Genomic DNA, 21,482 nt, shown 5'->3' with positions numbered 1-21,482 from the left:
AAAGCAACTGAAGCGTGCTTTCGAGTGCGAAACCCTCAGCCGCTCAACAGCGCGTCGATACGGTCGCGCAGGGCCTGCAGCCTTTCGCGATGTTCGCGCTGCAGGGATTGGGCGACCGTGTCGATGGCGGCCAGATCCTTGTCCATGCGGTTGATCGCCTTGCCCAGGACCCGCAGCGGCTCGGCCGTCGAGGATGCCGACGGACGGGCCGCCCGCACCGCGCCCACGGTCAACCCGCCGGTGCGCGCCGTCTGCCAAAGCCGGCGCAGCTCCGCCTCGTCCTCGACGAAGGCCAGCTCGACCAGGGCCGAGCGCGACACCGCATCCGGGTTGGTGCGATAGTCGGCCAGGATGTCGTCGGGCAGGCGCAGCACCTTCAGGCGCTTGGACACCTCGGCCTCCGAACAGCCGACCGCCGCCGCCACCTCCGCTTGGGTGTAGCCGTGCGCTTCGATCAACTGCGACAGGCCGCGGGCAAGGTCGATGGCGTCCAGATCCACGCGCTGGACATTCTCGATCAGCGCGATCTCTTCCGGACGGCCCTTGGTGATGATCGCGGCGATGGTGCCGCGGCCGAGCAGCCGGTGGGCGCGCAGCCGCCGCTCGCCGGCCACCAGACGGTAACGGCCCTTCTCCGCCGCTTCCTGCACCAGCACGGGTTGCTGCAGCCCGTGACGGTCGATGGAGTCCGCCAGCGAGCGCAGGGACTCGTCGTCGAAGACCGTGCGCGGCTGGCCGGGATTGGTCTCGACGGCGTCCAGATCGACCTCGACCAGACGGGGCAGCACGCCGCTCAACCCGAACATGCGGTCGGTCTCGGCGGCGAAGCCGGCCTCCTTGGCCTGGAGCACGGTGGCGGCTGTCTGGCGGGTCAGCTTCTTAGGCGGCATCGACGGTCTCCTGCAGGCGGCCCATGGCGGTCAGCAGCGCGGCGGCGATGGCGGCATAGCTCTCCACACCGGGGGCGCCGATGTCGGCATCCAGCGTGATGACATTGGCGCCGGCCGCCTGGGCGTAGATGGTGGCGCGCGGCACCGGCGGGAACACGCGGCGGCTGTCGCCCCACAGCCGCTCGATATCCTCCAGCGACGACCGGTCCTGGGTCTGGCGCGGGTTGACCATGGTCGGCAGGATGCCCAGCACCTCCAGCCGCGGGTTCAGGCGCCGCTGGATCTTGGCGACGGTGTCGAGGAAGGCGCTGACGCCGAGGATGGCATGCGGCTCGGCCTGGCAGGGGACCAGCACGTAATCGGCGGCGGTCAGCGCGTTGATGGTCACCGCGCCCAGGTTGGGAGCGCAGTCGATGACGATCACGTCATAGCGCTCCCGCACGCCGTCCAGCATCTCGGCCAGCGCGGTCTGGGCGTTGGTCAGGTTGCCCGGCAGCTCGGTATCGGCACTCGCCAGCGCGATGCTGGACGGCACGACGTCGAGCCCCTCGACGCCGGTCGGACGGATCACCGCATCGAGCGGCGTCTTGCCCATCAGCGCGTGGTAGAGGACCTTCCCGGCCTCGGTCAGCGCCACCACGTCGGTCTGCGGCACGCCGACATGCACGGTGGCGTTGCCCTGCGGATCGGCATCGACCAGCAGAACGCGGTTGCCGGCGCGCGCCAGGATGAAGGCGAGGTTGATGGAGGTCGCGGTCTTGGCCGTGCCGCCCTTCTGCAGTCCGACGGCGACGGTGGTGCCGGGGCGGGGCAGGGGGCTTTCCGGCCGTTCCAGATCCAGCAGCAGAAGCCGGCCCAGCACGTCGCGGGGCAGGGCCTCCTTGCCGGTCTCCCATTTGCTGAGCCGCTGCTTGTCGTATTTGCGGCCGGTCAACTCGTTGACGAACGCCGCCATCTGCGTCTGGGTCAGGCCGCGCCGTTCCCGCAACGCCTTCAACTGTTCCCCTGTCACGCCCCGTCCTCCTGCACCGGCACCGGTTGCGACGACCCTAGCAAGTCGTCGCCACTCCGGCAACGGGTGTCTACCGAAGGGGTGGGGAGGATTGCATGGAACTCCCTCTCCCGCCCCCCCGGGGCTATGGCATTCACACATCTCAGCGTCACTTAAGACGTTGAAATAAAGCAATTTTGTCGGCCGTCATTCCCGCGAAGGCGGGAATCCAGCCACATCCGCCGCTGATCTGCGGAGTTTCCTGGATCCCCGCCTTCGCGGGGATGACGCAAAGTTCCTTTTGTCTCAGAAGCTTAGCGATGCCTGGAATTGTGTGAATGCCATAGCCCGCCCCTGGGAGAGGGCGATTCACACCGTTTCGTCGTATTCTACCTTGGGAACATCGATCCAGTTCTCGGGCTGGCCCTGGTCCTTCTTCCAGAACAGCACCGGCAGGTCGGCATTCAGGACGCGGCCGAGAACGGCGCCGCGCGCCTTCATCGTCTCCTTGTATTCCGCCGTCTCGACGATGCGCACGCCATAGCCGGGGATGCGGTCGGCGGCCAGGACAGGACCCAGCGCGTTCTTGAACTTGCGCAGGTCGTTGTCGGAACCGACGCGCTTGCGCAGCGGCTCCAGCGCCATCCAGAAGGCATGGCCGCGGGCGAGGTGGGCGCGCGCGATCTCGTAAAGGCGCTTCTCCACCGGCTTCAGCGCGAAATACTGGTCATGGTAGCTCAGCAGATTATGGCCCAGCGCCGCGCGCGTGACCCAGCCCGACAGGGTCAGCTTCAGCCCGCGCACCGCACGCTCGCCGTCCTTCTTGCGCTGGTACAGCAGTTTGTAGTCGGAAATCCACGAGAAGGCGCCGCTTTCGCCCTCGCCGCCGGTTTCCAGGTTGGTCTTGATCTGCGTGCCCTGCAGCCGTTCCAGCGCCCCTTCGATCTTGTCGTAGGCGCTGCCGCCGGCGGTCTTGCCGACGATGCGCTGGAGGTCGCTGGTGGTGAAGTGCAGCTCGCCCAGCTTGGCCGGCATCTTGCCCTGTTCCATCTTCTCGCGCAGGAGCGAGATGGCGTAGAGCAGCACCGCCTTGTCCCAGATCGTCGCGACGCCGACATTCTTCGGCGCCCGCACCTCGATCCGCACCTTGCCGTCATCGTAGGTCGGCAGCGACTCCGCCTTGTCCTTCGACAGGCCGAACAGGCTGTAGACCATCATGTGGCGGTCGTTCTGGACATCGCCGGTCAGCGGAGAATCCAGCCGCAGAGCCAATTGCAGCGGCCGGTCGAGCAGCTCGGCGTTGGTCGTCTGGGTCATGCGATCTCTCCGCGGGTGCTGTGCGGCGTGAAGTGGGTTGCAGCCATAATCCACAAGCCCGTCCACCTGTTCCACAGCTCCGGCCCAAACGTCGCCGTTCTGCCGAAAGATTCCCGTGAACGGCGCGCTTTGCTCCATCGAACGTCGCCGTTCTGCCAGTTTTTCGGATCGCGGCCGATCGGGGGCGGTGGGTGGCGGCCGGGAGTGCGACTGCCGCCCCCCAGCCGGCCGGCGGCAGCGTCAACGTCTGCGTTCTGCCGTGCCGGGGGGTGGCGCAGCGGGTGGGCTATTGCGTAAGCCGCTGTTTTTGTTGGATTAAGCCCCCGCTTTGCAGCCCCGATCCGGGTCGGAATGCCCCCAGGACGGCTCCTGACTGGCAGAACGGCGACGTTCGGACGATCCGCCGAAGGGCCGATTCCCGCCCGATTCTCCGCCGATTCCGGCAGGACGACAGTGGGGGGGGGGAGGGGAGGGCTCCATTATTCGGCAGAACGGCGACGTTCGCGGCCAGGATCCGGCAGACACAAAGCTCCGGTCCCGAAGAATCTTTCGGCACAACGGCGACGTTCGGACCCGAATCATTCGGCACAACGGCGACACCCGCGACCGGACAGCCGATGGAGCGATGCAGCAAGTGATTGATTCCCACTGCAGAATCCCGGATGCACCCTTTGGAACGTCGCCGATGTGCCATTTTCCGAAGACCGTGGACAGACGCGCAACGAGACGTACACATTTCAAAAAACGGGCGAAAACCGCCCTCACGCCATCATCCTGCGTCCATGCCAGTTCCTGGCCGGCGCCACGGGTTTGCGCATCCTGAAGGAGAGCAGCATGACGTAACGGAGGACCGACCTCCGCAAACACAAAAGGCCCGGATTGCTCCGGGCCCTTCGTGTCGGACGGAGGAGACCGAGGGAAACCCGGGCACCCCACATCTGGCGGTTTGGCGACTCCATGATGGCAGGGCAGCCCCGTGATGCCAAGCGGATTCATCCCGAGTCCGTCGACGCTCTCCCCTTGTCTCCACCCGTCCACGGATCGACCGACAGACGGGTGTCTCAATGAAGCCATACATCGACATGTACAGGCGCTGGATCGCCGTGCCCGGCATCCAGGCCGCCGACATCGCGGTGTTGTCCGCGCTCTATGCCCATGCCGACCGCGACGGTGTCTGCACCGCCACGCAAGGTGAACTGGCGGAGGAGCTCGGGCAAAGCCGTGCCTGGTTCAATGCCGTGCTGAAGGGCCTGCAGGAGCCGTCGGCGGCGCTGGTCTGCGCCCAGCCGCGGCGCGGCCTGCGCGGTTTCGCCTATCGGCTGACGGGAATGGAGGGCGTTACCGCCGGCCTGTCCTGTCAGCCGGCTGACAGCGGCGGTTCACCGGCCGGCTTCTCCTTTGATTCCCAGAATCCTGAATCCTCCTCCTCCCAATCGGGCGGGGAGGATCCGCGGCAGGATGGGGCATTGCCCGCCGATTGGCAGCCCGATGCCGGCGATCTCGCCTGGGCGGCGCAGGAGCGGCCGGAGGTCGATGCCGGCCGGGTGACCGCCAAGTTCGTGGCCTGGTGCCGCAAGGCCCATGCCCGCAACGGCTACCGCCCGGCGGATCCGGGGGCCGCATGGCGGCGCTGGATCCTCAGGGAACTGGTCGCTCCGGCCGATGCGTCCCGCGAGCCTGCCGCCGAAGCCTCTCCGTCCACCGCCATTCCGTCCGCCATTCGCAACCACCGCCGGGAGCCCCGCCATGATCGCCGTTCCGTCCTTCCCCGCAGCGGATCCGCGCCCGACGCATCATCCAATGCAGCCGTCCGCAACCGCGAAACCCTCGCTGCCCTGCGCCTTCGCCTCGCTGGCCAGTCTTGAGGTCGCCGACCTGCGGTTCGAGACGCAGGATCTGTCGCCCGAGGAGATCGGTGAGTTGGCCGAGCGGGTGGAGCAGGCCGTCGGCGCGCTGACTCCGCCGATCGGCATCGAGAATGTGCTGATCGGGCTGGAGAAGCTGGCCGACCGCTTCGCGCTGGAACTGCCGGACGCCGAACTGCTGGAGGCCGACGTGCGGGCGATGGCGGATTGGCCGGCGGACCGCTGGATGGCGGCCTTCGACGCCGTCTGGTCGAATTTCCGCAGCGGATGGAGCCGCTTTCCGACCCTGGGCGACTTCCGCGACGCTCTGGCTGCTCTGCCCGCGGTGGGGGAGAGCCGGGCCGCCGACGATCTGCGGCGTCTGGCCTCGCGCCTGCGGCAGGAACAGTGCTTGCGCGCCCGCACCGAGGAGCAGCGCCGTCGTGCCCGTGCCCGCGAAGCGGCGCTGGCCGAGCGGCAGCGGGAACTGGCGCTCGGCCGGCAGGAGGACGCGGGGGCGCGGCGGCTTATTGCTTCCGCGGATCCGGCGGCCGGCGAGGACCGCCGGGAACCGGACCGGCCGGTGTCGGACCTGGGGGTGTCAGCCGGCGGGAGTCCAGTCCGGCTTCAGCCCCTCCTTCCAGGCGAAGCGGATCAGATGGTCGTCCACCACCGCCTTGACGCGGGCCAGCGCCTCGGCGTCCGCCGCCTCCGCCCGCAGGGTCAGCAGCTCGGCGGTCGCCGTCATCGTGCAGCGTCCCCAGGGGAATTGGGCGTCGCCGCTGGCAGCGTCGTAGCGCACCGCGATCTTGTGGGCGAAATGCTTGCAGAGCTGCTGCAGATACCGGCTGGCAAGGGCCGTCGGAACAATAGCCGTTTCGGTCAGCATGGATGCGCTCCCTATGGCGATCGGTTCGGGTCGGCTCAGAACTTGACGGTGGAGGTGAGATAGAAGGTCCGCCCCTCCGCCAGCGCCGGCTGCACGGTGGAGGTCTGGCCGTAGCTGGACCGGCTGACATAGGCGGCGTCGAAGATGTTGTTGGCCTCGGCCCGCAGGGTCCAGTTGGGCGCCGTCTCCAGCGGCTTCCATTCGGTGAAGAGGTTGACCACCTGATAGCCGTCGATGGAGCGGAAGCCGTTGGCCCGCAGCGCGTCGTCCTCGACCTTCAGCGCGATCTCCGCCGAGGCGCCCAGCGTCAGCCGCAGATCCTCGAAGCCGTAATGGCCGCGAAGGGCGAAGAGGTCGCCGACCGGAACCGCCGTGTTGTAGTCCGACGACAGCGCCATGCGGTTGCCGTACTTCACATCGGTGTGGGTGTATTTCGCGCTGATCCCGGCATTGCTCCAGTCATAGCCGGCGGTCAGGTCGAAGCCCCGGCTGCGCAGATCCTCGCCGTTGACGCGGGTATAGGTGGTGTAGTTCCAGGCGACCGGATTCTCCATGTAGGTGAGGAAGGCCGCCGCCTCCAGCCGCAGGCCCTGGTGGGCATAGCGCAGGCCGGCGCGGGTGTTGTGGGCGGTCACCGGCTTCAGGTCGCTGGAATAGCGGTAGTTGGCGGCGTGGAACAGGGCGGCTTCCGCCATCTCCAGCCCGCCCCAATTGTAGCTGTAGCCGCCGAAGGCGGTGAGCCGGTCGGTCACGGCATAATCGGCCGACAGGTTGGGGCTGATGCCGGTGTTGTCGAAGGTCTTGTGGTCGACCGAGCGGTAGCTCTGGTGGTCGATGCGGACGCCGGTGGACAGGCGCAGCCGCTCCACCGGGGCCAGACGGGCCTGCAGGAAGCCGCCGACAGTGGTGATCCGCTCGTCCGCGTCGGTGGTGAAGTGGAAGCGGTCGATGTGGATGTCGTCGCGGGACAGGTCGAAGCCGGCGGTCAGCGTGCCGGTCGGGATGGCGAAGCTGTTCTTCACCGTCAGGCCGATGGTGTCGACCTCGCTGTCGAAGGCGCCATGCGCGGTGGTGCGGCGGTTCTCGTTCGGCCGCTCCAGCGTGTTGCGGGTGTAGGAGACGGTGACGCCGGGATTGAACCAGTCGGTCGGCTGCGTGGTCTCGTAGCTGACGACGGCGGTGGTGCGGGTCGCGGTGTTGCTGTTCATCAGCGGCCCGGTCGGCCCGCCGACGATGCCGAGGTTGGAGCGCAGGCGGCGCACCGCGTCGTCGCGCACATGCTCGCCCGAGACCGAGATGCGGTGGCCGCTGTCGGACTCGTAGGCCAGCTTGCCGAGGCCGCTGACCAGATCGGTGCCGGTGCCGGCCTCGGTCACGCCGTTGCCGTTCTCGTAGCTCTTGCCGCGCGACAGGGTGCCGATGCCCAGGATTTCGAAGCCATGCTTGGCGGCATAGCCGGCGCCGGTGGTCCGCCAGGTCTTGGAGTTGGTGTCGTAACCGAGGATGGCGGTGGCGCCGACATCCTGCCCCGGCAGAAGCATGTCGGTGGCGTTCTTGGTCTTGAAGGCGACAGCGCCGCCGAGCGCGCCCGGACCGGCATCGGCGGGCGACACGCCGGGATCGACCTCGACCGACTTCAGGAAGGTCGGGTCGAGCGTCAGGTTGCCGTTGTGGTGCCAGATGCCGGCGCGCTGGGCGGCGCCGTCGATGGTGACGTTCAGCTTGCTCTGGTCGATGCCGTGCAGATAGCTCTTCTGCGCCGCCGTGCTGCTGCCGGGGACGGTGATGCTCGGCTCGCCCTGGAACAGGTCGCGCAGGGTCTGCGGCAGCTCGCGGTCGATGGTCTTTTGGTCGATGACGGTCGCCGCCTCCACCGAGCGGGGCGCCTCGCCCTCCACCGCGACGGAGGGGAGGGTGACGGCCTTGTCCTGGACTTTGTCTTGGGCCAGGGCGGGGACCGCCTGCGCAAGAAGGGTCAGGGTGAGGAGGGCGGTGGTGCTGGTGATCCGGTGACGGAATCGGCTGGTCATGGTCGGCAGTCCATCCTTTCGCGTCACCCCCGGATCACGCCCGCTGGACCGTCGGCCGGCGCTGTGGTATCCGAGAATGCGACGCATTCGCAACATTAATCCAGCGTCACGGACGCTGTTCACGCTGGTATAGCCCGCGCTGCGCCGACCATGCCTTTGCGCGCCGGTCAAACTCCTTTGCCGGTTCGCCAGATGACGGGGAGAGACCGATGACGGACGGCGACCTGATAAACGCGGAAAGCCCGCTCCGCTGGCGCGATCTGGTGGCGCGCGGCAATCGCGGGGGCGAGGTGTTGCCGGCGATCCTGCCATCGCTCGATCCCGACGACATCGTTCTGCGCGGCCGGTTCCGCATGGACATGCTGCGCAGCGGCCTGTCGCTGCACGCCACCGATGCGGTCGATCTGCGCGACATGACGACGGCGGCGGCGGCCGGGGCCGGATTGACGGTGGCGCTGTTCCTGCGCGGTGAAGTCGACATCTCGCTCGGCGAGCGCCGCTATGTTCTGTCCGCTGCGCGCGAGCCGGTTCTGTTCCTGCTGTCCCGCGCCGAGGAGGACCGGTTCCAGCGCCGTGCGATGCGCGGCAACCGGGTGCGCAAGATCACGCTGGGCCTGCCGCCGGACTGGCTGGACGGTGACGGCGGCGATGGCGGCGGCCCGGCCCGTGCGCCTGTGGCGGGGGAGGGGAGCTTGCGGCGTTTCCGCCGGACGCATGGCGCCAGCATGGTGCTGCGGCCGACGGCGCGGCAGGTGGCGCTGGCGGAACGGCTGACCGGACCCATCGCCTGCCCGCCGATGCTGGAAAGCCTCTATCTGGAAAGCCACGCGCTGGAGATCGTCGCCGAGGCGCTGGGCATGGTCGACATGCCCGCCGCCCACCCCTTGAGCAGCCGGGACCGCGCCCGCCTGCGCATCGCCTGCGACTATCTGGAAAGCCGCGACCCGGACGACGATGCGCCCTTGCGGCTGGAGGAGGTCGCCCGCCATGCCGGAATGAGCGTCAGCACGCTGCACCGGCTGTTCCGCGCCGGCCATGGCATGTCGGTGTTCGAGTATGAGCGGTCCCGGCGGATGGAGCGGGCGCGGACGGCGCTGGAGTGCGAGGGCGTCAGCGTGACGGAGGCGGCCTATCTCGCCGGCTATTCCAGCCCGGCCAATTTCGCCACCGCCTTCAAGCGGCGCTTCGGCCGCTGTCCGCGGGAAGCGCGGGCAACCCGCATCGCCCTGCCGCCGGTCGCGGGCAGAGGTTGAATCGCGGAGCGGTTTGCTATCCGTATAAGTTGCTTTCGAAATAGAAAATGGGCGGACCCGCGGTCAAGCGGATCCGCCCGAGGCAAGGAGACAGAAAGCCGGCGCCCGAACGTGCCTGCAAAGGCGCCGACGTTCCGGCGGCCCGGCTGCGCAAGGCTGCGCGACCGGGCCGTCCGAACCGAGTGTCTCCTATCCCTGTGAGACCACCGGTCTCCGATTACCCCGCGATCAGGCCGCGCAGCTGCCGATTTGCGACAGCCAGCATGGCAAGATCGACCGCCGGCTGGGCGCGCAGTTCGGCCAGAAGCTGTTCGACCCGCTCCACCACCAGGCTCCGGCTGGCGATCCAGCCATCGACCGCCGCGGCTTCGGCGCCTTCGCTCTCCAGCACGCGGATGGTCAGCGCGCTCTGGTGGGCGAACAGGTCGTCGATGATCGCGGCGACCGCCTGACGTTGCCAGTGGTTGTCGACCTTGGCGCCGTCGGCGCGGTCGCGCAGCCATTCCAGCCCAAAGCGGCGGCCCAGCCCGAAATAGACCGAGGCGACGCCTTCCACCGCACGGCCGGTGCGCTCGGCGATCCGCACCAGATCCGGGGCGGCGGCCAGAACCGGCAGGGCGGCGACCCGGCGGGCCAGATCCTCCGGCACGCCCTGGGCGGTGGCGTCGGCGACGCGGGCGGCGAGGCGGGAGGATTCCTCGGCATCGAGGAAACGGTCCAGCCCGGCGGCCAACGCCTCCACCCCCGGACGGAAGGCGGCGGATTCACGGCCCAGATCCAGCGGATGCGGGCTGTGCGCCAGGAACCACGCCACCGCACGATCCATCAGATGGACGGTCTCCAGCATCAGCGTGGTCTGCAGGGTGGCCGGAACGAGATTGTCCAGGCCGTCGATGGCATCCCACAGCGGGCGCAGCTGGAAGACGTCGCGGGTGATGGCATAGGCGCGGGCGACGTCCGCCGGGCCGAGACCGGTCTTCTCCACCATGTCGCGGACAAAGGTGGGGCCGACGCGGTTGACCAGGCTGTTGGTGACGGCGGAGGCGATGATCTCGCGGCGCAGGCGGTGGCGGAAGATCGCCTCGCGATGGCCGTCGCGCAGCGGCTGCGGGAAATAGCGCAGCAGGTCGTCGACCGTCGCCGGATCGTCCGGCAGCTCCGAGGCCAGCAGATCGTCGTACAGCGTGATCTTGGCATAGGCCAGCAGCACCGCCAGCTCCGGCCGGGTCAGGCCGCGGCGCTCGGCCATGCGCTGGGCCAGCTCCTCGTCGGTCGGCAGATACTCGATGGCGCGGTTCAGCCGGCCGCTGCGCTCCAGGTTGCGGATGAAACGGGACTGCGCCTCCAGCAGGGCGGCACCTTGCGCCTCGGCGACGGTCAGCGCGCCGGTCTGCCGGTAGTTGTCGGCCAGCACCAGAGCCGCCACCTCGTCGGTCATCGCCGACAGCAGGGTGTCGCGCTGCTTCAGCGTCATGTCGCCGCGCGCCATGACGTCGCCCAGCAGGATCTTGATGTTCACCTCATGGTCGGAGGTGTCGACGCCGGCCGAATTGTCGATGGCGTCGGTGTTCAGCCGCACGCCCTTGCCGTCGCGGCCCTTCTGCGCCGCCTCGATGCGGCCGCGCTGGGTGACGCCCAGATTGGCGCCTTCGCCGATCACCTTGGCGCGGATCTGGCCGCCGTCGACGCGCAGCGCGTCGTTGGCCTTGTCGCCGGCCTCGGCATTGGTTTCGCTCGACGCCTTGATGTAGGTGCCGATGCCGCCGAACCACAGCAGGTCGACTGGGGCCGTCAGCAGGCGGCGCATCAGTTCGGCCGGGGACAGGTGGGTCTGCTCGATGCCGAAGCAGGCGCGGACTTCCGCCGTCAGTTCCACAGTCTTGGCGCTGCGTTCCACGATCATCGCGCCCTGCGACAGCTTGGAGCGGTCGTAGTCGGCCCAGGAGGAGCGGGGCAGGGCGAACAGCCGGTTGCGCTCCTCCCAGCTGGATGCCGCGTCGGGATCGGGATCGAGGAAGATGTGGCGGTGGTCGAAGGCGGCCAGCAGGCGGATGTGGCGGGACAGCAGCATGCCGTTGCCGAACACGTCGCCCGACATGTCGCCGACGCCGACCACGGTGAAATCGGTGGTCTGGATGTCGGTGCCCATCTCGCGGAAATGGCGCTTCACCGATTCCCAGGCGCCGCGGGCGGTGATGCCCATCACCTTGTGGTCGTAGCCGGCCGAACCGCCCGAGGCGAAGGCGTCGCCCAGCCAGAAGCCATGATCGACCGACACCCCGTTTGCGATGTCGGAGAAGGTGGCCGTGCCCTTGTCGGCGGCGACCACCAGATAGGGATCGTCGGCATCGTGGCGCACGACATCCTTCGGCGGCACGACGGAGCCGTCGGCTGCCAGATTGTCGGTGACGTCCAGCAGGCCGCGCATCAGCGTCTTGTAGCACTCGATGCCTTCGGCGAGAGCCGCCTCGCGCCCGGCGCTCACGGGCGGGGGGCGCTTGACGACGAAGCCGCCCTTGGATCCCACCGGCACGATGACGGTGTTCTTCACCATCTGCGCCTTCATCAGCCCCAGGATCTCGGTGCGGAAATCCTCGCGCCGGTCGGACCAGCGGATGCCGCCGCGGGCGACCTTGCCGCCGCGCAGATGGACGCCTTCCATGCGCGGGCTGTAGACGAAGACCTCGACCCAGGGGCGGGGCAGCGGCAGTTCCTCAATCGATCCGCTGTCGAGCTTGAAGGACAGATGCGGCTTTGCCGTGCCGTCGGCGGCGGTCTGATAGGCGTTGGTGCGCAGCGTGGCGCGGATCAGGTTGGCGAAGCGGCGCAGGATGCGGTCGTCGTCCAGGTTGGTGACGGCGTCAAGCGCGTCCTCGATCTCCTCCAGGATCGGCGCTTCGTCGGCCCGGTTGGCCCGGTGGGCCGGATCGAAGCGGGCGGCGAAGAGGCGGGACAGCAGGCGGGCGATCTGCGGATGGCCGGACAGCGTCGCCTCGATGGTGTCCTGGGCGTAGGCGAAGCGGGCCTGCTTCAGATACTTGGCATAGGCGCGCAGCACCGTGACCTCACGGCCCCCCAGACCGGCGCGCAGCACCAGACGGTTGAAGCCGTCATCCTCCATCCGGCCGTCCCAGACATCGGCGAAAGCCTCCTGGAAGGTCTGCTTGACCTTGACGCAATCCACCGGTTGGCCGGTCTGGGTGCGGGCGGAGAAATCGTGGATCCAGACTGACGGGGTGCCGCCGGCCGGGCGGACCTCGTAGGGCTGTTCGGTGATCACCTTCAGGTCCATGTGCTCCAGCATCGGCAGCACGTCGGACAGCGGCACCGGCCGGCCCTGGTGGTAGATCTTGACGTGCAGCTCATCGCTGTCCGCCTCCAGCGGGTGGAACAGCACGATGCCCAGGCGCTGTTCGGCGAGCGCGCGTTCGATGCGGTCGATGTCGTGGACCGCGGTTTCCGCGGTGAAGGTCTCGCGGTAGCCCGCCGGGAAGGCGTCGGCATAGCGGCGCAGGCGGGCGTTGCCGGTCTCCTCGCCATGCGCCTCGACCAGCGCGTCGCGCAGCCGGTCGGCCCAGCTGCGCGAGACCTGGACCAGCCGGGCCTCGATCTCGCCGATGTCGACGGGGGGAAGCTTGCCCGGCTCCGTCTTCACCATCAGGTGCAGGCGGGCGAGCGCGCTGTCCGACAGCTGGGTGAAATAGGAGCTGCAGGTGCCGTGGAAGGCGGTTTCCAGCACGCCCTGGATCTTGCGGCGCAGCGCAGTGTCGTAGCGGTCGCGCGGCACGAAGACCAGCGCCGAGACGAAGCGTTCGAACGGGTCGCGGCGGACGAACAGGGCAAGCCGCTGGCGTTCCTGCAGGTGCAGGATGCCGACCGCCGTCTCGAACAGCTCGTCCGACGGGGTTTGGAACAGCTCGTCGCGCGGATAGGTTTCCAGGATGTTCAGCAGCGCCTTGCCGTCATGGCCCGACGGATCGAAGCCGGCGCGGCCCATGACGCGGGCGACCTTGCGGCGCAGGAACGGGATCTCGCGCGGGCTGCGGTTGTAGGCGACGGAGGTGAACAGGCCGACCGCCAGCGTGATGCCGAGGACATTGCCCTGCTCGTCGAAACGCTTGACCAGAATGGCGTCGAGCGGAACCGACCGGTGGACGGTGGCTTGCCGGGTGCCCTTGGTCACCAGCAGCGCGCGCGGCTGGTGCAGGAAGGCGCGGATTTCCTCCGGCAGGACGGCGGCGTGGCCGTGCTCGTCGAAGACGGTGATTTCCGGGTCGCGCAGCACGCCGAGGCCGCTGCCGTCCACCAGCTCCAGCCAGGGCTCGCGGCCTTCGCCGCCGACGGTGGCGAGATATTGGCGGCTGCCCAGCAGGGTCATGTTGCCGTCGTCGATCCAGGTCAGGAAGTCGGCGGCTTCCTTGGATTCCTCGGCATCGGGGGCATGGGCGATGTCGTCGCGGGCGGCGCGGACGCGCTCGCGCATCGGGTTCCAATCCTCCACCGCGGCGCGGACGTCGGCCAGCACCCGCTCGATCCCTTCGCGCAGACGGGCCTGGGCGGCCGGATCCGACAGCGGGTCGATGGAGCAGTGCATGAAGGATTCGTCGCGCGCGCCGTCCTTCTCTTCACCCGGTTCGAGCAGCTCGACGATGCGGTCGTCGGCATCGCGGACGACGCGGGTGACGGGGTGGATGACGAGATGGACGGTGACGCCCTGCCGGTTCAGCTCCGCCGTGACGGAATCGACCAGGAAGGGCATGTCGTCGTTGACGATCTCCACCACCGAGCGTTCGGTCTGCCAGCCATGCTCGTCCAGCCGCGGCGCATAGACCCGGACCTTGGGCTTGCCGGGCGTGCGCTGCTGTGCCCATTGCCACATCGCCAGCGCGGCGCCGTAAAGCTGTTCCGGCGTGCCGCGCAGCAGGTCGTCGGGGGGCACGTTGGCGTAGAAGCGCTTCACGAAGCGCTCCGCCCGCGCGTTCGGAACCCGGCTGCGCACCAGCTCGGCCAGCTGTTGCCGCAAGTCGCCCGCCAGATCCTTCGTCGCCGTCCGCATGATGGTGGATGTCTCCTCTCGGGTTTTCTTTGGATTGGTAGTACCATCCCCACCCGATCAATTCGACGGCAAATAAACGGCAGGATTTCTGACCAAGCGGCGATTTGAACTCTTTTGAGGTGTTTCTCCAAAGATTCGGACAATCCAGTGACAGAGTTGCCGAATTTATCCATAGCCCGTTCACATCCCCGCCATCGCCCTCCCGCTGCCGGCACCGCGGCAAAGACGCGCAGCGCCCTTCTGCCGCACCCCCCGGCTGTCGCACGGGGGCTGCGGGGGTGGGGAAGCCGAATCGATACGGCCGGTTCGGCCTTTTGCCGCCGGATCTGCGGAAAGCCTGGAAAATGTGGTGGCAAGAAGGTCAGCAGGGTTGACTGAACGGCGGTTCCGATCTCCGCCGGCATCATTTGCGACAGGGTATGGAAGGCGCGGTGTGGGTGCGCGGAAGGATTGGAAAATTCGCGGCGTGGCTTTCCCGGAATCCCAAAGGCTGCGGATGCGGATCGTGAATTCGCCCCGGCAGGGTGGACGCCCAGGCTGAGCACCGTGTGAAGCGCGCGTTCCCAGGCCGGCGCAAGATCGGCTCGCGTCGGATTGACCCTTGACTTGCAAACGACAATCGTTATCACTTTCAAAACGAAAGCGCTTCGTTCCAAACATCGGCCTCCTCGGTCGATGTGGAAAACAGTGCCCGCAGAAAGCGTCAAGAGGATAGATTCTATGGTTTGAGCCGATATGCTTGGCTATGGAAGGCCATTTTTTTGACTTCTTTGTGTCCGCAATTCAAATTCTGATTGCGGAGCCATTGCCTTGGATGCTGCTCGCCCGCGGCGATTGGCATGGGCAGCTTGACCGAGACATGCGCCAAACCATTGCGACCCCGCCCCAAGTGAAGCCCGCAATCTGCAATGGCATGACAGTGCCGCCGCTCCGCATCGCGGCCAATGGGCCGCCAACGGCGCACCGTAACGACAAACCGGCTTGGAACTCTCCCATGACCTTCGTGAAATCACTGCTGACCGCCGCCGGCCTGTTCGCAGCGGCCGGCCTTGCCGCCACCCCGTCCTTGGCCGGCAGGACGAGCTATCCGCTGACCATCGAGAATTGCGGTGCCCAGGTCACGATCCAGAAGGCTCCGCAGCGGGCTATTGGCCTCGGCCAGAACAGCGCCGAAATCCTTCTGCTCCTCGGTCTGCAGGACCGGATGGTCGGCACCGCCTTCTGGCCCAGCAAGGTCATGCCGCAGCTGGCCGAAGCCAATGCGAAGGTCAAGCTGCTGACCGTCGAGTTCCCGACCTTCGAATCGATCCTGGTCGAGAACCCCGATTTCGTCGCGGCGGCGCTGCCCGTCCTGCTCGGCCCGAACAGCAAGGTCGCCAAGCGCGGCGATTTCGAGAAGGTCGGCGTCCCGGCCTACCTGTCGCCCAGCACCTGCCTCGACACGAAGAATTCCAAGGATGTGTATGGCAGCCGTGCGCAGCTCTGGAGCATGGATCAGCTCTATCAGGAGATCGACGAGCTGTCCCGGATCTTCGACGTCGCGGATCGCGGCCAGGCGTTGATCGCCGATTTCAAGGCGCGCGAGGCGGCCATCCGCGCCAGCGTGCCGAAGGACGGCCGGAAGCTCTCCTACGTCTTCTGGTTCTCCAGCCCCTCGCCGTCGGCCGACGCCTATCTCGGCGGCAAGAACGGCGCGTCGGGTTTCATCGCCGACCTGCTCGGCGGCACGAACGCCATCGCATCGGAGTCCGAATGGCCGACGCTGGGCTGGGAGGGCATCATCGCCGCCAATCCCGACGTCATCGTCGTGGCCAGTCTCGACCGCAACCGGTGGGAACTCGACCGCACCGATGCCAAGATCAAGTTCCTGACCACCGATCCGGCCGTGAGCCAGATGCCCGCGGTCAAGAACAAGGCCATCGTCGTCATGGACGGACAGGCGATGAATCCGACCATCCGCACCCTCTACGGTGCCGAACAGGTGGCCGGGCAACTGAAAGACCTCGGGCTGCTGAAGTGACGGGCATGGGGCAGTCGCTCGGGCGGTTGACCATGCTGGGAGGCATGCTTCTCGCCTCCCTGGCGGCCATCGCTCTCGTCATCGCGGTCAGCGTGGGCATCGGCGATCTGCCGATTCCCCTCGCCACGACCTTCCACGCCGTGACCAACCGGCTGGGCTGGACCTCGGTCGAGCTGAGCCGCATCCATGAGACCGTGATCTGGGACTACCGGCTCAGCCGGGCGCTGGTCGCGGCCTTCTGCGGCGCCGGCCTTGCGCTGTCGGGGGCGATCATGCAGTCGCTCCTGCGCAACCCGCTCGCCGAGCCCTATGTGCTGGGCATTTCGGCCGGCGCATCCACCGGCGCCGTCGCCATCGTCATCCTCGGCGTCGGGGCCGGCGCGGTCTCGCTGTCGATGGGCGCCTTCGCCGGAGCCTTCGCCGCCTTCCTGTTCGTGGCCCTGCTGTCGAACGGCACGCGCGGCGGCGCCGACCGCACGATCCTGGCCGGCGTCGCCGCCTCCCAGCTGTTCAACGCCGCCACGTCCTATGTCGTGACGACGTCGGGCAATGCGCAGCAGGCGCGCGACGTCATGTTCTGGCTGCTCGGCAGCTTCAGCGGCGCGCGCTGGCCGGAGTTCATGCTGGTCTCCATCGTGGTGAGCGGCGGGCTGGTGGCCTGCCTGCTCTCCGCCCGCATCCTCGACGCCTTCGCCTTCGGCGACGAATCCGCCGCGGCGCTGGGCGTCGATGTCGGCCGGGCGCGGCTCCTGCTCTTCGCGCTGACCGCGCTGATGACCGCGACCATCGTCAGCATGGTCGGCTCCATCGGCTTCGTCGGCCTCGTGGTGCCGCATGCCGCCCGCTTCCTGGTCGGCCCGATGCACATCCGGCTGCTGCCGGCCTGTGCCATCGCGGGCGCGATCTTCATGGTGGCGGCGGACATCGCGTCGCGCGTCCTGATCCCGCAGCAGGTCCTGCCGGTCGGCGTCGTCACCGCGCTGGTCGGCGTGCCCTTCTTCTCGGTCATCCTCTACCGGTTCCAGCGTGCGTCATGAGCTTCAAGACCGAACGTCTCACATGGGGAATTGGCGGCAAGACCGTGCTGGACGCGGTTTCGCTGGAAGCCCGGCCGGGCGAGATGCTGGGCCTGCTGGGACCGAACGGGTCGGGCAAGACCTCGCTCCTGCGCCTGCTCGCCGGGCTGAAGCAGCCGCAATCCGGCCGGGTCCTGCTCGACCGGACGGACCTGCGGACCATTCCGCGCCGGACCGTCGCGCAGCGCGTCGCCTTCGTCGAGCAGCATGCGACGACGAACGCCAACCTGAAGGTCGTCGATGTCGTGAAGCTCGGCCGCTTCCCCCACCGCTCGCTGTTCTCGGGCTGGTCGCGGGCGGACGAGGAGGCGGTGGACGGCGCGCTGGAAAAGGCCGGGATGTCGGCCAAGCGCAACGACTTCTGGCACAGCCTGTCGGGCGGCGAGAAGCAGCGCGCCCACATCGCCAGGGCGTTGGCGCAGACGCCGAAGGAACTGATCCTGGATGAGCCGACCAACCACCTCGACATCCAGCACCAGATCGCGCTGCTGAAGCTCGTCTCCGAGCTTGCGGTCACCAGCATCACCGCCCTTCACGATCTCAACCACGCGGCCATGTTCTGCGACCGGCTGGTGGTGCTGAAACAGGGCCGGATCGTTGCGTCCGGCCCGCCGGGCGAGGTGCTGACCGAGGAGTTGCTGAAGACCGTCTTCTCGGTGGACGCCCGCGTGGAAGTCTCCCCCCATCACGCGCGGCCACACATCCATTACCTCCGCTGATCCTCATCGGGACATGGACATGCCTGGCCGACATGCCTGGCCGACAGGCAACCCGGCGCGGAAACGGCGCGTCCGGGGTCCGGATCCCGCCTTGTTTTCTGAAACCGTCGTCATGGAGTCAAAAGCTGTGAATCGTTATCTGCTGGCAGGCTGCGCCGCCGTCACCCTCGCGGCCGGTGCCGGTGCCGCCAATGCCCAGGCCAAGTTCGATGTGAAGGTCAGCGGCGACGCCTATTTCGAAGCCGGCTATGTGAGCCAGGACCTGGACGCCAACACCCGGTCGACCGAGTTCCGCAACCGCCTGCGCGTGAACATCATCCCGACCGCCAAGGCCGACAACGGCCTGGAATACGGTGCCCGCATCCGCATGCGCGCCAACAGCGGCGCCAGCAATGCCCGCAACACGGACGCCGACCGCGCCTTCATCTTTGCGCAGGGCTCCTTCGGCATGGTGCGCGCCGGCGTCGTCAACTCCTTCAGCGACGAGACCTATGTCTCCGCGCCGTCCGACTATGTGTCGGCCTTCGTCGAGCAGCCCGTCTTCTGGGTCGGCCCCAACAACAATATCAACGGCACGACGACCGGCTCGCTGGCGTTCGGCGCGGCCCAGACCACCCGCAACACCATCGTCTATCCGGCCCTGGCCGTCGACGCCAACTCGACGAAGATCGTCTATTTCTCGCCGCGCTTCGCCGGCCTGCAGCTGGGCGGCAGCTACACCCCGCGCAACGACAGCAGCAACACCGACGTCAACCGGTCGCAGTTCACGGCGGACAGCTCGGCCAACATCATGGGAACCGGCATCTTCGAGAACATCTGGGAGGTCGGCGCCAACTACAGCAACAGCTTCGGCGGTGTCTCGGTCAAGGCCAGCGCCGGCTACATGGGCGGCAGCGCGGTCGCCGGCGCTTCGGGGATCGCCTACAACGACCTGACCAGCTGGCAGGCCGGCGTCACGATCGGCTATGCCGGCTTCTCCGTCGGCGGCAGCTACACCGATTTCAACCGGTCGGGTGAACGCCAGTCCTTCTCCGCCACCGCCGGCAGGCCGGCCACCGAAGCGCAGCGCAACTGGACGGCCGGCGTCCAGTACAGCTCCGGGCCTCTGGCCGTCGGTGCCAACTACAAGTTCGGCGCCGATGCCGGGCGCACCGACACGCCGGGCAGCCGCCACATCAACGTCTATGAGGTCGGCGTCGGCTACACCGTCGCTCCTGGCCTGACCCTGCAGGCCCAGTACGACTATGTCGACACCAAGGGCGAGGTCAGCACGCTGGACGACAAGGCCAACGTCATCCTGGCGCGCTCCATCCTGGCGTTCTGACAACAGGGTTGCGCGTAGCGCCTAAGCAGGTTTTCCGAACTCCGCCCACGAATGGGCGGGCTCGGAAAACCTGCAAAACCATAGAGTCCGCAGGTTTCTCCAGGCCGGGCCTGTGGCCCGATCTGGAGAAACCTGCTTAGGGGCTTGGGTGGCGACGGCCTGACGGCCTCGCCCCCCAAGCCGATGGCCCTCACCGCATGCCCACGGGGAAAATCCGCTCCGGCGCCGGACCGTCGCTTCCCTCGCCCAGCGGGCGCTCCATCAGCACGCCGTCCAGCCAGCGGCCGAACTTGTATCCCACCGCCGGCAGCACCCCGACCGGACGGAAGCCGCAGGCGGCATGCAGGCCGATGGAGCCGTGGTTGGCGCTGTCGCCGATCGCCGCGATCATCCGGCGGTATCCCGCCGCCTCGCACATCTCGATCAGCGGGTCCATCAACGCCCGGCCGATGCCGCGCCGGCCCATGCCGTCGGCGACATAGACGGAATTCTCCAGCGTGAAGCGGTAGGCGCTGCGGGTGCGGTAGAGCCCGGCATAGGCGTAGCCGGCAAGCCTCCCCTCGCACTCCGCCACCAGATAGGGCAGGCCGCGGGCCAGGATGTCGGCGCGGCGGCGGGCCATCTCCGCCTCGTCCGGCGGAACCTCCTCGAACGACGCGGTGCCGTGCAGGACATGGTGGGCATAGAGCGCGGCGATGGCGGGGATGTCGGCGTCGGCGGACGCCCGCACGGTGATGGCAGGCCCATTGAGAGAAGGCATGAGTTTCAACTCCGGTGAGGACGGTCGGCGGGAAGAAGAAGGGCGCAGACGGTCGCCAACCCGCCGCCGACGCCGAGAAGCGCGAACCCCCAGCCCCAGGGGGTGCCACCCATCTGGCCCGCCATGCCGCCCGTCTGGTCCAGCACCAGACCGACCGCCAGCGGCGCGGCGCCCCCGGCGCCGAAGCCGAGGATGGAGCGCACGGCAAGCGCCGCCCCCAGGCTGCCGGGCTCGACCGATTCGGTCATCGCCGTGGACAGCACGGGGGAGTCGCCCAGCGCCGAGAAGCCGTAGAGGGCGGCCACCGCCAGCACCAGGACCAGCGGCATCCCGTCCATCCAGCCGATGGTGAAGGAACAGGCGGCGCCCAGCAGTCCCATCGCCACCAGAACGGCCCGCCGGCCCAGCCGGTCCGACGCCCGCCCCATCAGCAGCGACGACAGGAAGCCGGAGAGATGGATGGCCGCGGCGATCCACAGGCCGCGGACGCCGGCTCCGCCCGAGTTGGCGAGGCTGGCCGTCAGGAAGGCCGGAAGCCAGGCCCACATGCCCAGCAGCTCCCAGCAATGGGTGGTGTAGCCGGCGGTCAGCAGGAAGGACCGGCGGTCGGCCAGGAAGCGGAAGGCGCCGCGCAGCCGCCGCGCGCCCCCGCCGGCGACCGGATTGGCGCGCCCGCGCAACCCCGGCGTGGCGAGCAGCGCCGCCAGCAGCGGCCCCAGCCCGCAGGCGATGAAGGCGGCCTCGTAGCCGAACCGCTCCGCCAGCCATGCTGCAAGCGCAATGGAAGCGAAATATCCCAGCGACCCCGCCGCCAGCAGCCAGCCGACCGCCGCCCCCCGCCGGGCGGCCGGCACGCCCTGCGCCACCAGCATGATGGAGGGGGCGTAGGTTCCGCCCTGCGTCAGCCCCACCAGCGCGAACAGCAGCAGCCCGCTTTCCGGAGAACGGGCGAAGAAGGCGAAGGCGAGGCCGGTCAGCGCCGTCGCCCAGCTCGCCCACAGGAAGACGCGCTTGGCGCCCAGGCTGTCGGCGAACCAGGAGGACCCCACCAGCGACAGGGCATAGCCGATGTTGAAGGCGGTCTGGATCGATCCGGCTTCCCCCGCCGACATGCCCCAGGCCTGCATCGCCGGCACCAGCGCGCCGGCATAGACCATGAAGGACAGCGAGGTGGCGAAGCGGCTGGCGCACAGCAGCACGAGCCATGTGGAGGAGGGGGTGGAGGATGGGGCCGGGGAGGGGCCGGGAAAGGAAGTTGCTGCGGTCGTCATGGCCCCACCGTCGCGGACCGCCATGGAAAAGGCAAATTTATT

Annotated in this window: 14 protein-coding genes; 6 read left to right on the top strand and 8 right to left on the bottom strand. The window is 68.1% G+C overall.

Annotation, left to right across the window (positions count from 1 at the left end; translation table 11 throughout):
- Window positions 1-35: 35 nt before the first annotated feature.
- The 3 genes from AZOLI_RS14150 to AZOLI_RS14140 all read right to left on the bottom strand — a co-directional run bounded on the left by AZOLI_RS14150 (window position 36) and on the right by AZOLI_RS14140 (window position 3,198).
- Window positions 36-890 carry a ParB/RepB/Spo0J family partition protein gene (locus tag AZOLI_RS14150; RefSeq protein ID WP_014187846.1) on the bottom strand — a complete coding sequence of 285 codons (855 nt, stop codon included), beginning with the start codon at window positions 888-890 and terminating at the stop codon, window positions 36-38.
- Window positions 880-1,902 carry an AAA family ATPase gene (locus AZOLI_RS14145; protein ID WP_014187845.1) on the bottom strand — a complete coding sequence of 341 codons (1,023 nt, stop codon included), beginning with the start codon at window positions 1,900-1,902 and terminating at the stop codon, window positions 880-882. The genes AZOLI_RS14150 and AZOLI_RS14145 overlap by 11 nt, the downstream gene beginning before the upstream one ends.
- 348 nt (window positions 1,903-2,250) lie before the next feature.
- Window positions 2,251-3,198, bottom strand: a complete 948-nt coding sequence (locus tag AZOLI_RS14140; protein WP_014187844.1) for a replication initiator protein A — start codon at window positions 3,196-3,198, stop codon at window positions 2,251-2,253.
- Between the two features lie 1,064 nt (window positions 3,199-4,262).
- Between AZOLI_RS14140 and AZOLI_RS14135 the strand changes: the two genes are divergently transcribed.
- Window positions 4,263-5,063, top strand: a complete 801-nt coding sequence (locus AZOLI_RS14135; protein WP_162488198.1) for a MarR family transcriptional regulator — start codon at window positions 4,263-4,265, stop codon at window positions 5,061-5,063.
- 580 nt (window positions 5,064-5,643) lie between these two features.
- On the opposite strand, the gene AZOLI_RS31145 is transcribed toward AZOLI_RS14135, so the two are convergent.
- Window positions 5,644-5,931 carry a DUF2218 domain-containing protein gene (locus AZOLI_RS31145; RefSeq protein WP_014187841.1) on the bottom strand — a complete coding sequence of 96 codons (288 nt, stop codon included), beginning with the start codon at window positions 5,929-5,931 and terminating at the stop codon, window positions 5,644-5,646.
- Window positions 5,932-5,966: 35 nt separating this feature from the next.
- Window positions 5,967-7,961: a TonB-dependent receptor domain-containing protein gene (locus AZOLI_RS14125; RefSeq protein ID WP_014187840.1), complete on the bottom strand. Its 1,995-nt coding sequence runs from the start codon at window positions 7,959-7,961 to the stop codon at window positions 5,967-5,969.
- 209 nt (window positions 7,962-8,170) lie between these two features.
- Here AZOLI_RS14125 and AZOLI_RS14120 point away from each other — a divergent pair, with 209 nt between their 5' ends.
- Entirely contained in the window at window positions 8,171-9,214 is a 1,044-nt protein-coding gene (locus AZOLI_RS14120) for a helix-turn-helix transcriptional regulator (RefSeq protein WP_014187839.1), read from the top strand.
- A 217-nt stretch (window positions 9,215-9,431) separates the two neighbouring features.
- Here the strand turns inward: AZOLI_RS14120 and AZOLI_RS14115 are convergent, their stop codons facing one another.
- Entirely contained in the window at window positions 9,432-14,270 is a 4,839-nt protein-coding gene (locus AZOLI_RS14115) for an NAD-glutamate dehydrogenase (protein WP_014187838.1), read from the bottom strand.
- A gap of 994 nt (window positions 14,271-15,264) precedes the next feature.
- Between AZOLI_RS14115 and AZOLI_RS14110 the strand changes: the two genes are divergently transcribed.
- The 4 genes from AZOLI_RS14110 to AZOLI_RS14095 all read left to right on the top strand — a co-directional run bounded on the left by AZOLI_RS14110 (window position 15,265) and on the right by AZOLI_RS14095 (window position 19,409).
- Window positions 15,265-16,290, top strand: a complete 1,026-nt coding sequence (locus AZOLI_RS14110; protein WP_014187836.1) for an ABC transporter substrate-binding protein — start codon at window positions 15,265-15,267, stop codon at window positions 16,288-16,290.
- A gap of 5 nt (window positions 16,291-16,295) precedes the next feature.
- The gene (locus tag AZOLI_RS14105; RefSeq protein ID WP_014187835.1) at window positions 16,296-17,327 is read left to right on the top strand and encodes a FecCD family ABC transporter permease; all 1,032 of its coding nucleotides are present in this window, start codon (window positions 16,296-16,298) and stop codon (window positions 17,325-17,327) included.
- Window positions 17,324-18,085, top strand: coding sequence for an ABC transporter ATP-binding protein (locus AZOLI_RS14100; RefSeq protein ID WP_014187834.1), 762 nt, complete (start codon window positions 17,324-17,326; stop codon window positions 18,083-18,085). The genes AZOLI_RS14105 and AZOLI_RS14100 overlap by 4 nt, the downstream gene beginning before the upstream one ends.
- A 127-nt stretch (window positions 18,086-18,212) precedes the next feature.
- Window positions 18,213-19,409 (top strand): porin, encoded by a 1,197-nt coding sequence (locus AZOLI_RS14095; RefSeq protein ID WP_014187833.1) that lies wholly within the window; start codon window positions 18,213-18,215, stop codon window positions 19,407-19,409.
- A 190-nt stretch (window positions 19,410-19,599) separates the two neighbouring features.
- Here AZOLI_RS14095 and AZOLI_RS14090 read toward each other — a convergent pair whose 3' ends face one another.
- Together AZOLI_RS14090 and AZOLI_RS14085 are read right to left on the bottom strand one after the other, a co-directional pair.
- A complete protein-coding gene (locus AZOLI_RS14090) occupies window positions 19,600-20,169 on the bottom strand; it encodes a GNAT family N-acetyltransferase (protein WP_044551269.1) in 570 nt (189 codons plus the stop codon).
- A 5-nt stretch (window positions 20,170-20,174) separates the two neighbouring features.
- Window positions 20,175-21,440 carry an MFS transporter gene (locus AZOLI_RS14085; RefSeq protein WP_081505978.1) on the bottom strand — a complete coding sequence of 422 codons (1,266 nt, stop codon included), beginning with the start codon at window positions 21,438-21,440 and terminating at the stop codon, window positions 20,175-20,177.
- Between the last annotated feature and the right edge of the window lie 42 nt (window positions 21,441-21,482).

It is taken from the genome of Azospirillum lipoferum 4B (assembly GCF_000283655.1).
In the GTDB taxonomy this organism is placed as follows: Bacteria; Pseudomonadota; Alphaproteobacteria; order Azospirillales; family Azospirillaceae; genus Azospirillum; species Azospirillum lipoferum_C.
The sequence above is the reverse complement of the archived record's forward strand: the minus strand, read 5'-3'. Positions and strand labels throughout refer to the sequence as shown.

What these genes read in the sequence shown, in the direction of transcription:
- AZOLI_RS14150 (WP_014187846.1), bottom strand. Translation starts at nt 890, where the DNA reads ATGCCGCCTAAGAAGCTGACCCGCCAGACAGCCGCCACCGTGCTCCAG.
- AZOLI_RS14140 (WP_014187844.1), bottom strand. Translation starts at nt 3,198, where the DNA reads ATGACCCAGACGACCAACGCCGAGCTGCTCGACCGGCCGCTGCAATTG.
- AZOLI_RS14135 (WP_162488198.1), top strand. Translation starts at nt 4,263, where the DNA reads ATGAAGCCATACATCGACATGTACAGGCGCTGGATCGCCGTGCCCGGC.
- AZOLI_RS31145 (WP_014187841.1), bottom strand. Translation starts at nt 5,931, where the DNA reads ATGCTGACCGAAACGGCTATTGTTCCGACGGCCCTTGCCAGCCGGTAT.
- AZOLI_RS14125 (WP_014187840.1), bottom strand. Translation starts at nt 7,961, where the DNA reads ATGACCAGCCGATTCCGTCACCGGATCACCAGCACCACCGCCCTCCTC.
- AZOLI_RS14120 (WP_014187839.1), top strand. Translation starts at nt 8,171, where the DNA reads ATGACGGACGGCGACCTGATAAACGCGGAAAGCCCGCTCCGCTGGCGC.
- AZOLI_RS14115 (WP_014187838.1), bottom strand. Translation starts at nt 14,270, where the DNA reads ATGCGGACGGCGACGAAGGATCTGGCGGGCGACTTGCGGCAACAGCTG.
- AZOLI_RS14110 (WP_014187836.1), top strand. Translation starts at nt 15,265, where the DNA reads ATGACCTTCGTGAAATCACTGCTGACCGCCGCCGGCCTGTTCGCAGCG.
- AZOLI_RS14105 (WP_014187835.1), top strand. Translation starts at nt 16,296, where the DNA reads ATGGGGCAGTCGCTCGGGCGGTTGACCATGCTGGGAGGCATGCTTCTC.
- AZOLI_RS14100 (WP_014187834.1), top strand. Translation starts at nt 17,324, where the DNA reads ATGAGCTTCAAGACCGAACGTCTCACATGGGGAATTGGCGGCAAGACC.
- AZOLI_RS14090 (WP_044551269.1), bottom strand. Translation starts at nt 20,169, where the DNA reads ATGCCTTCTCTCAATGGGCCTGCCATCACCGTGCGGGCGTCCGCCGAC.
- AZOLI_RS14085 (WP_081505978.1), bottom strand. Translation starts at nt 21,440, where the DNA reads ATGACGACCGCAGCAACTTCCTTTCCCGGCCCCTCCCCGGCCCCATCC.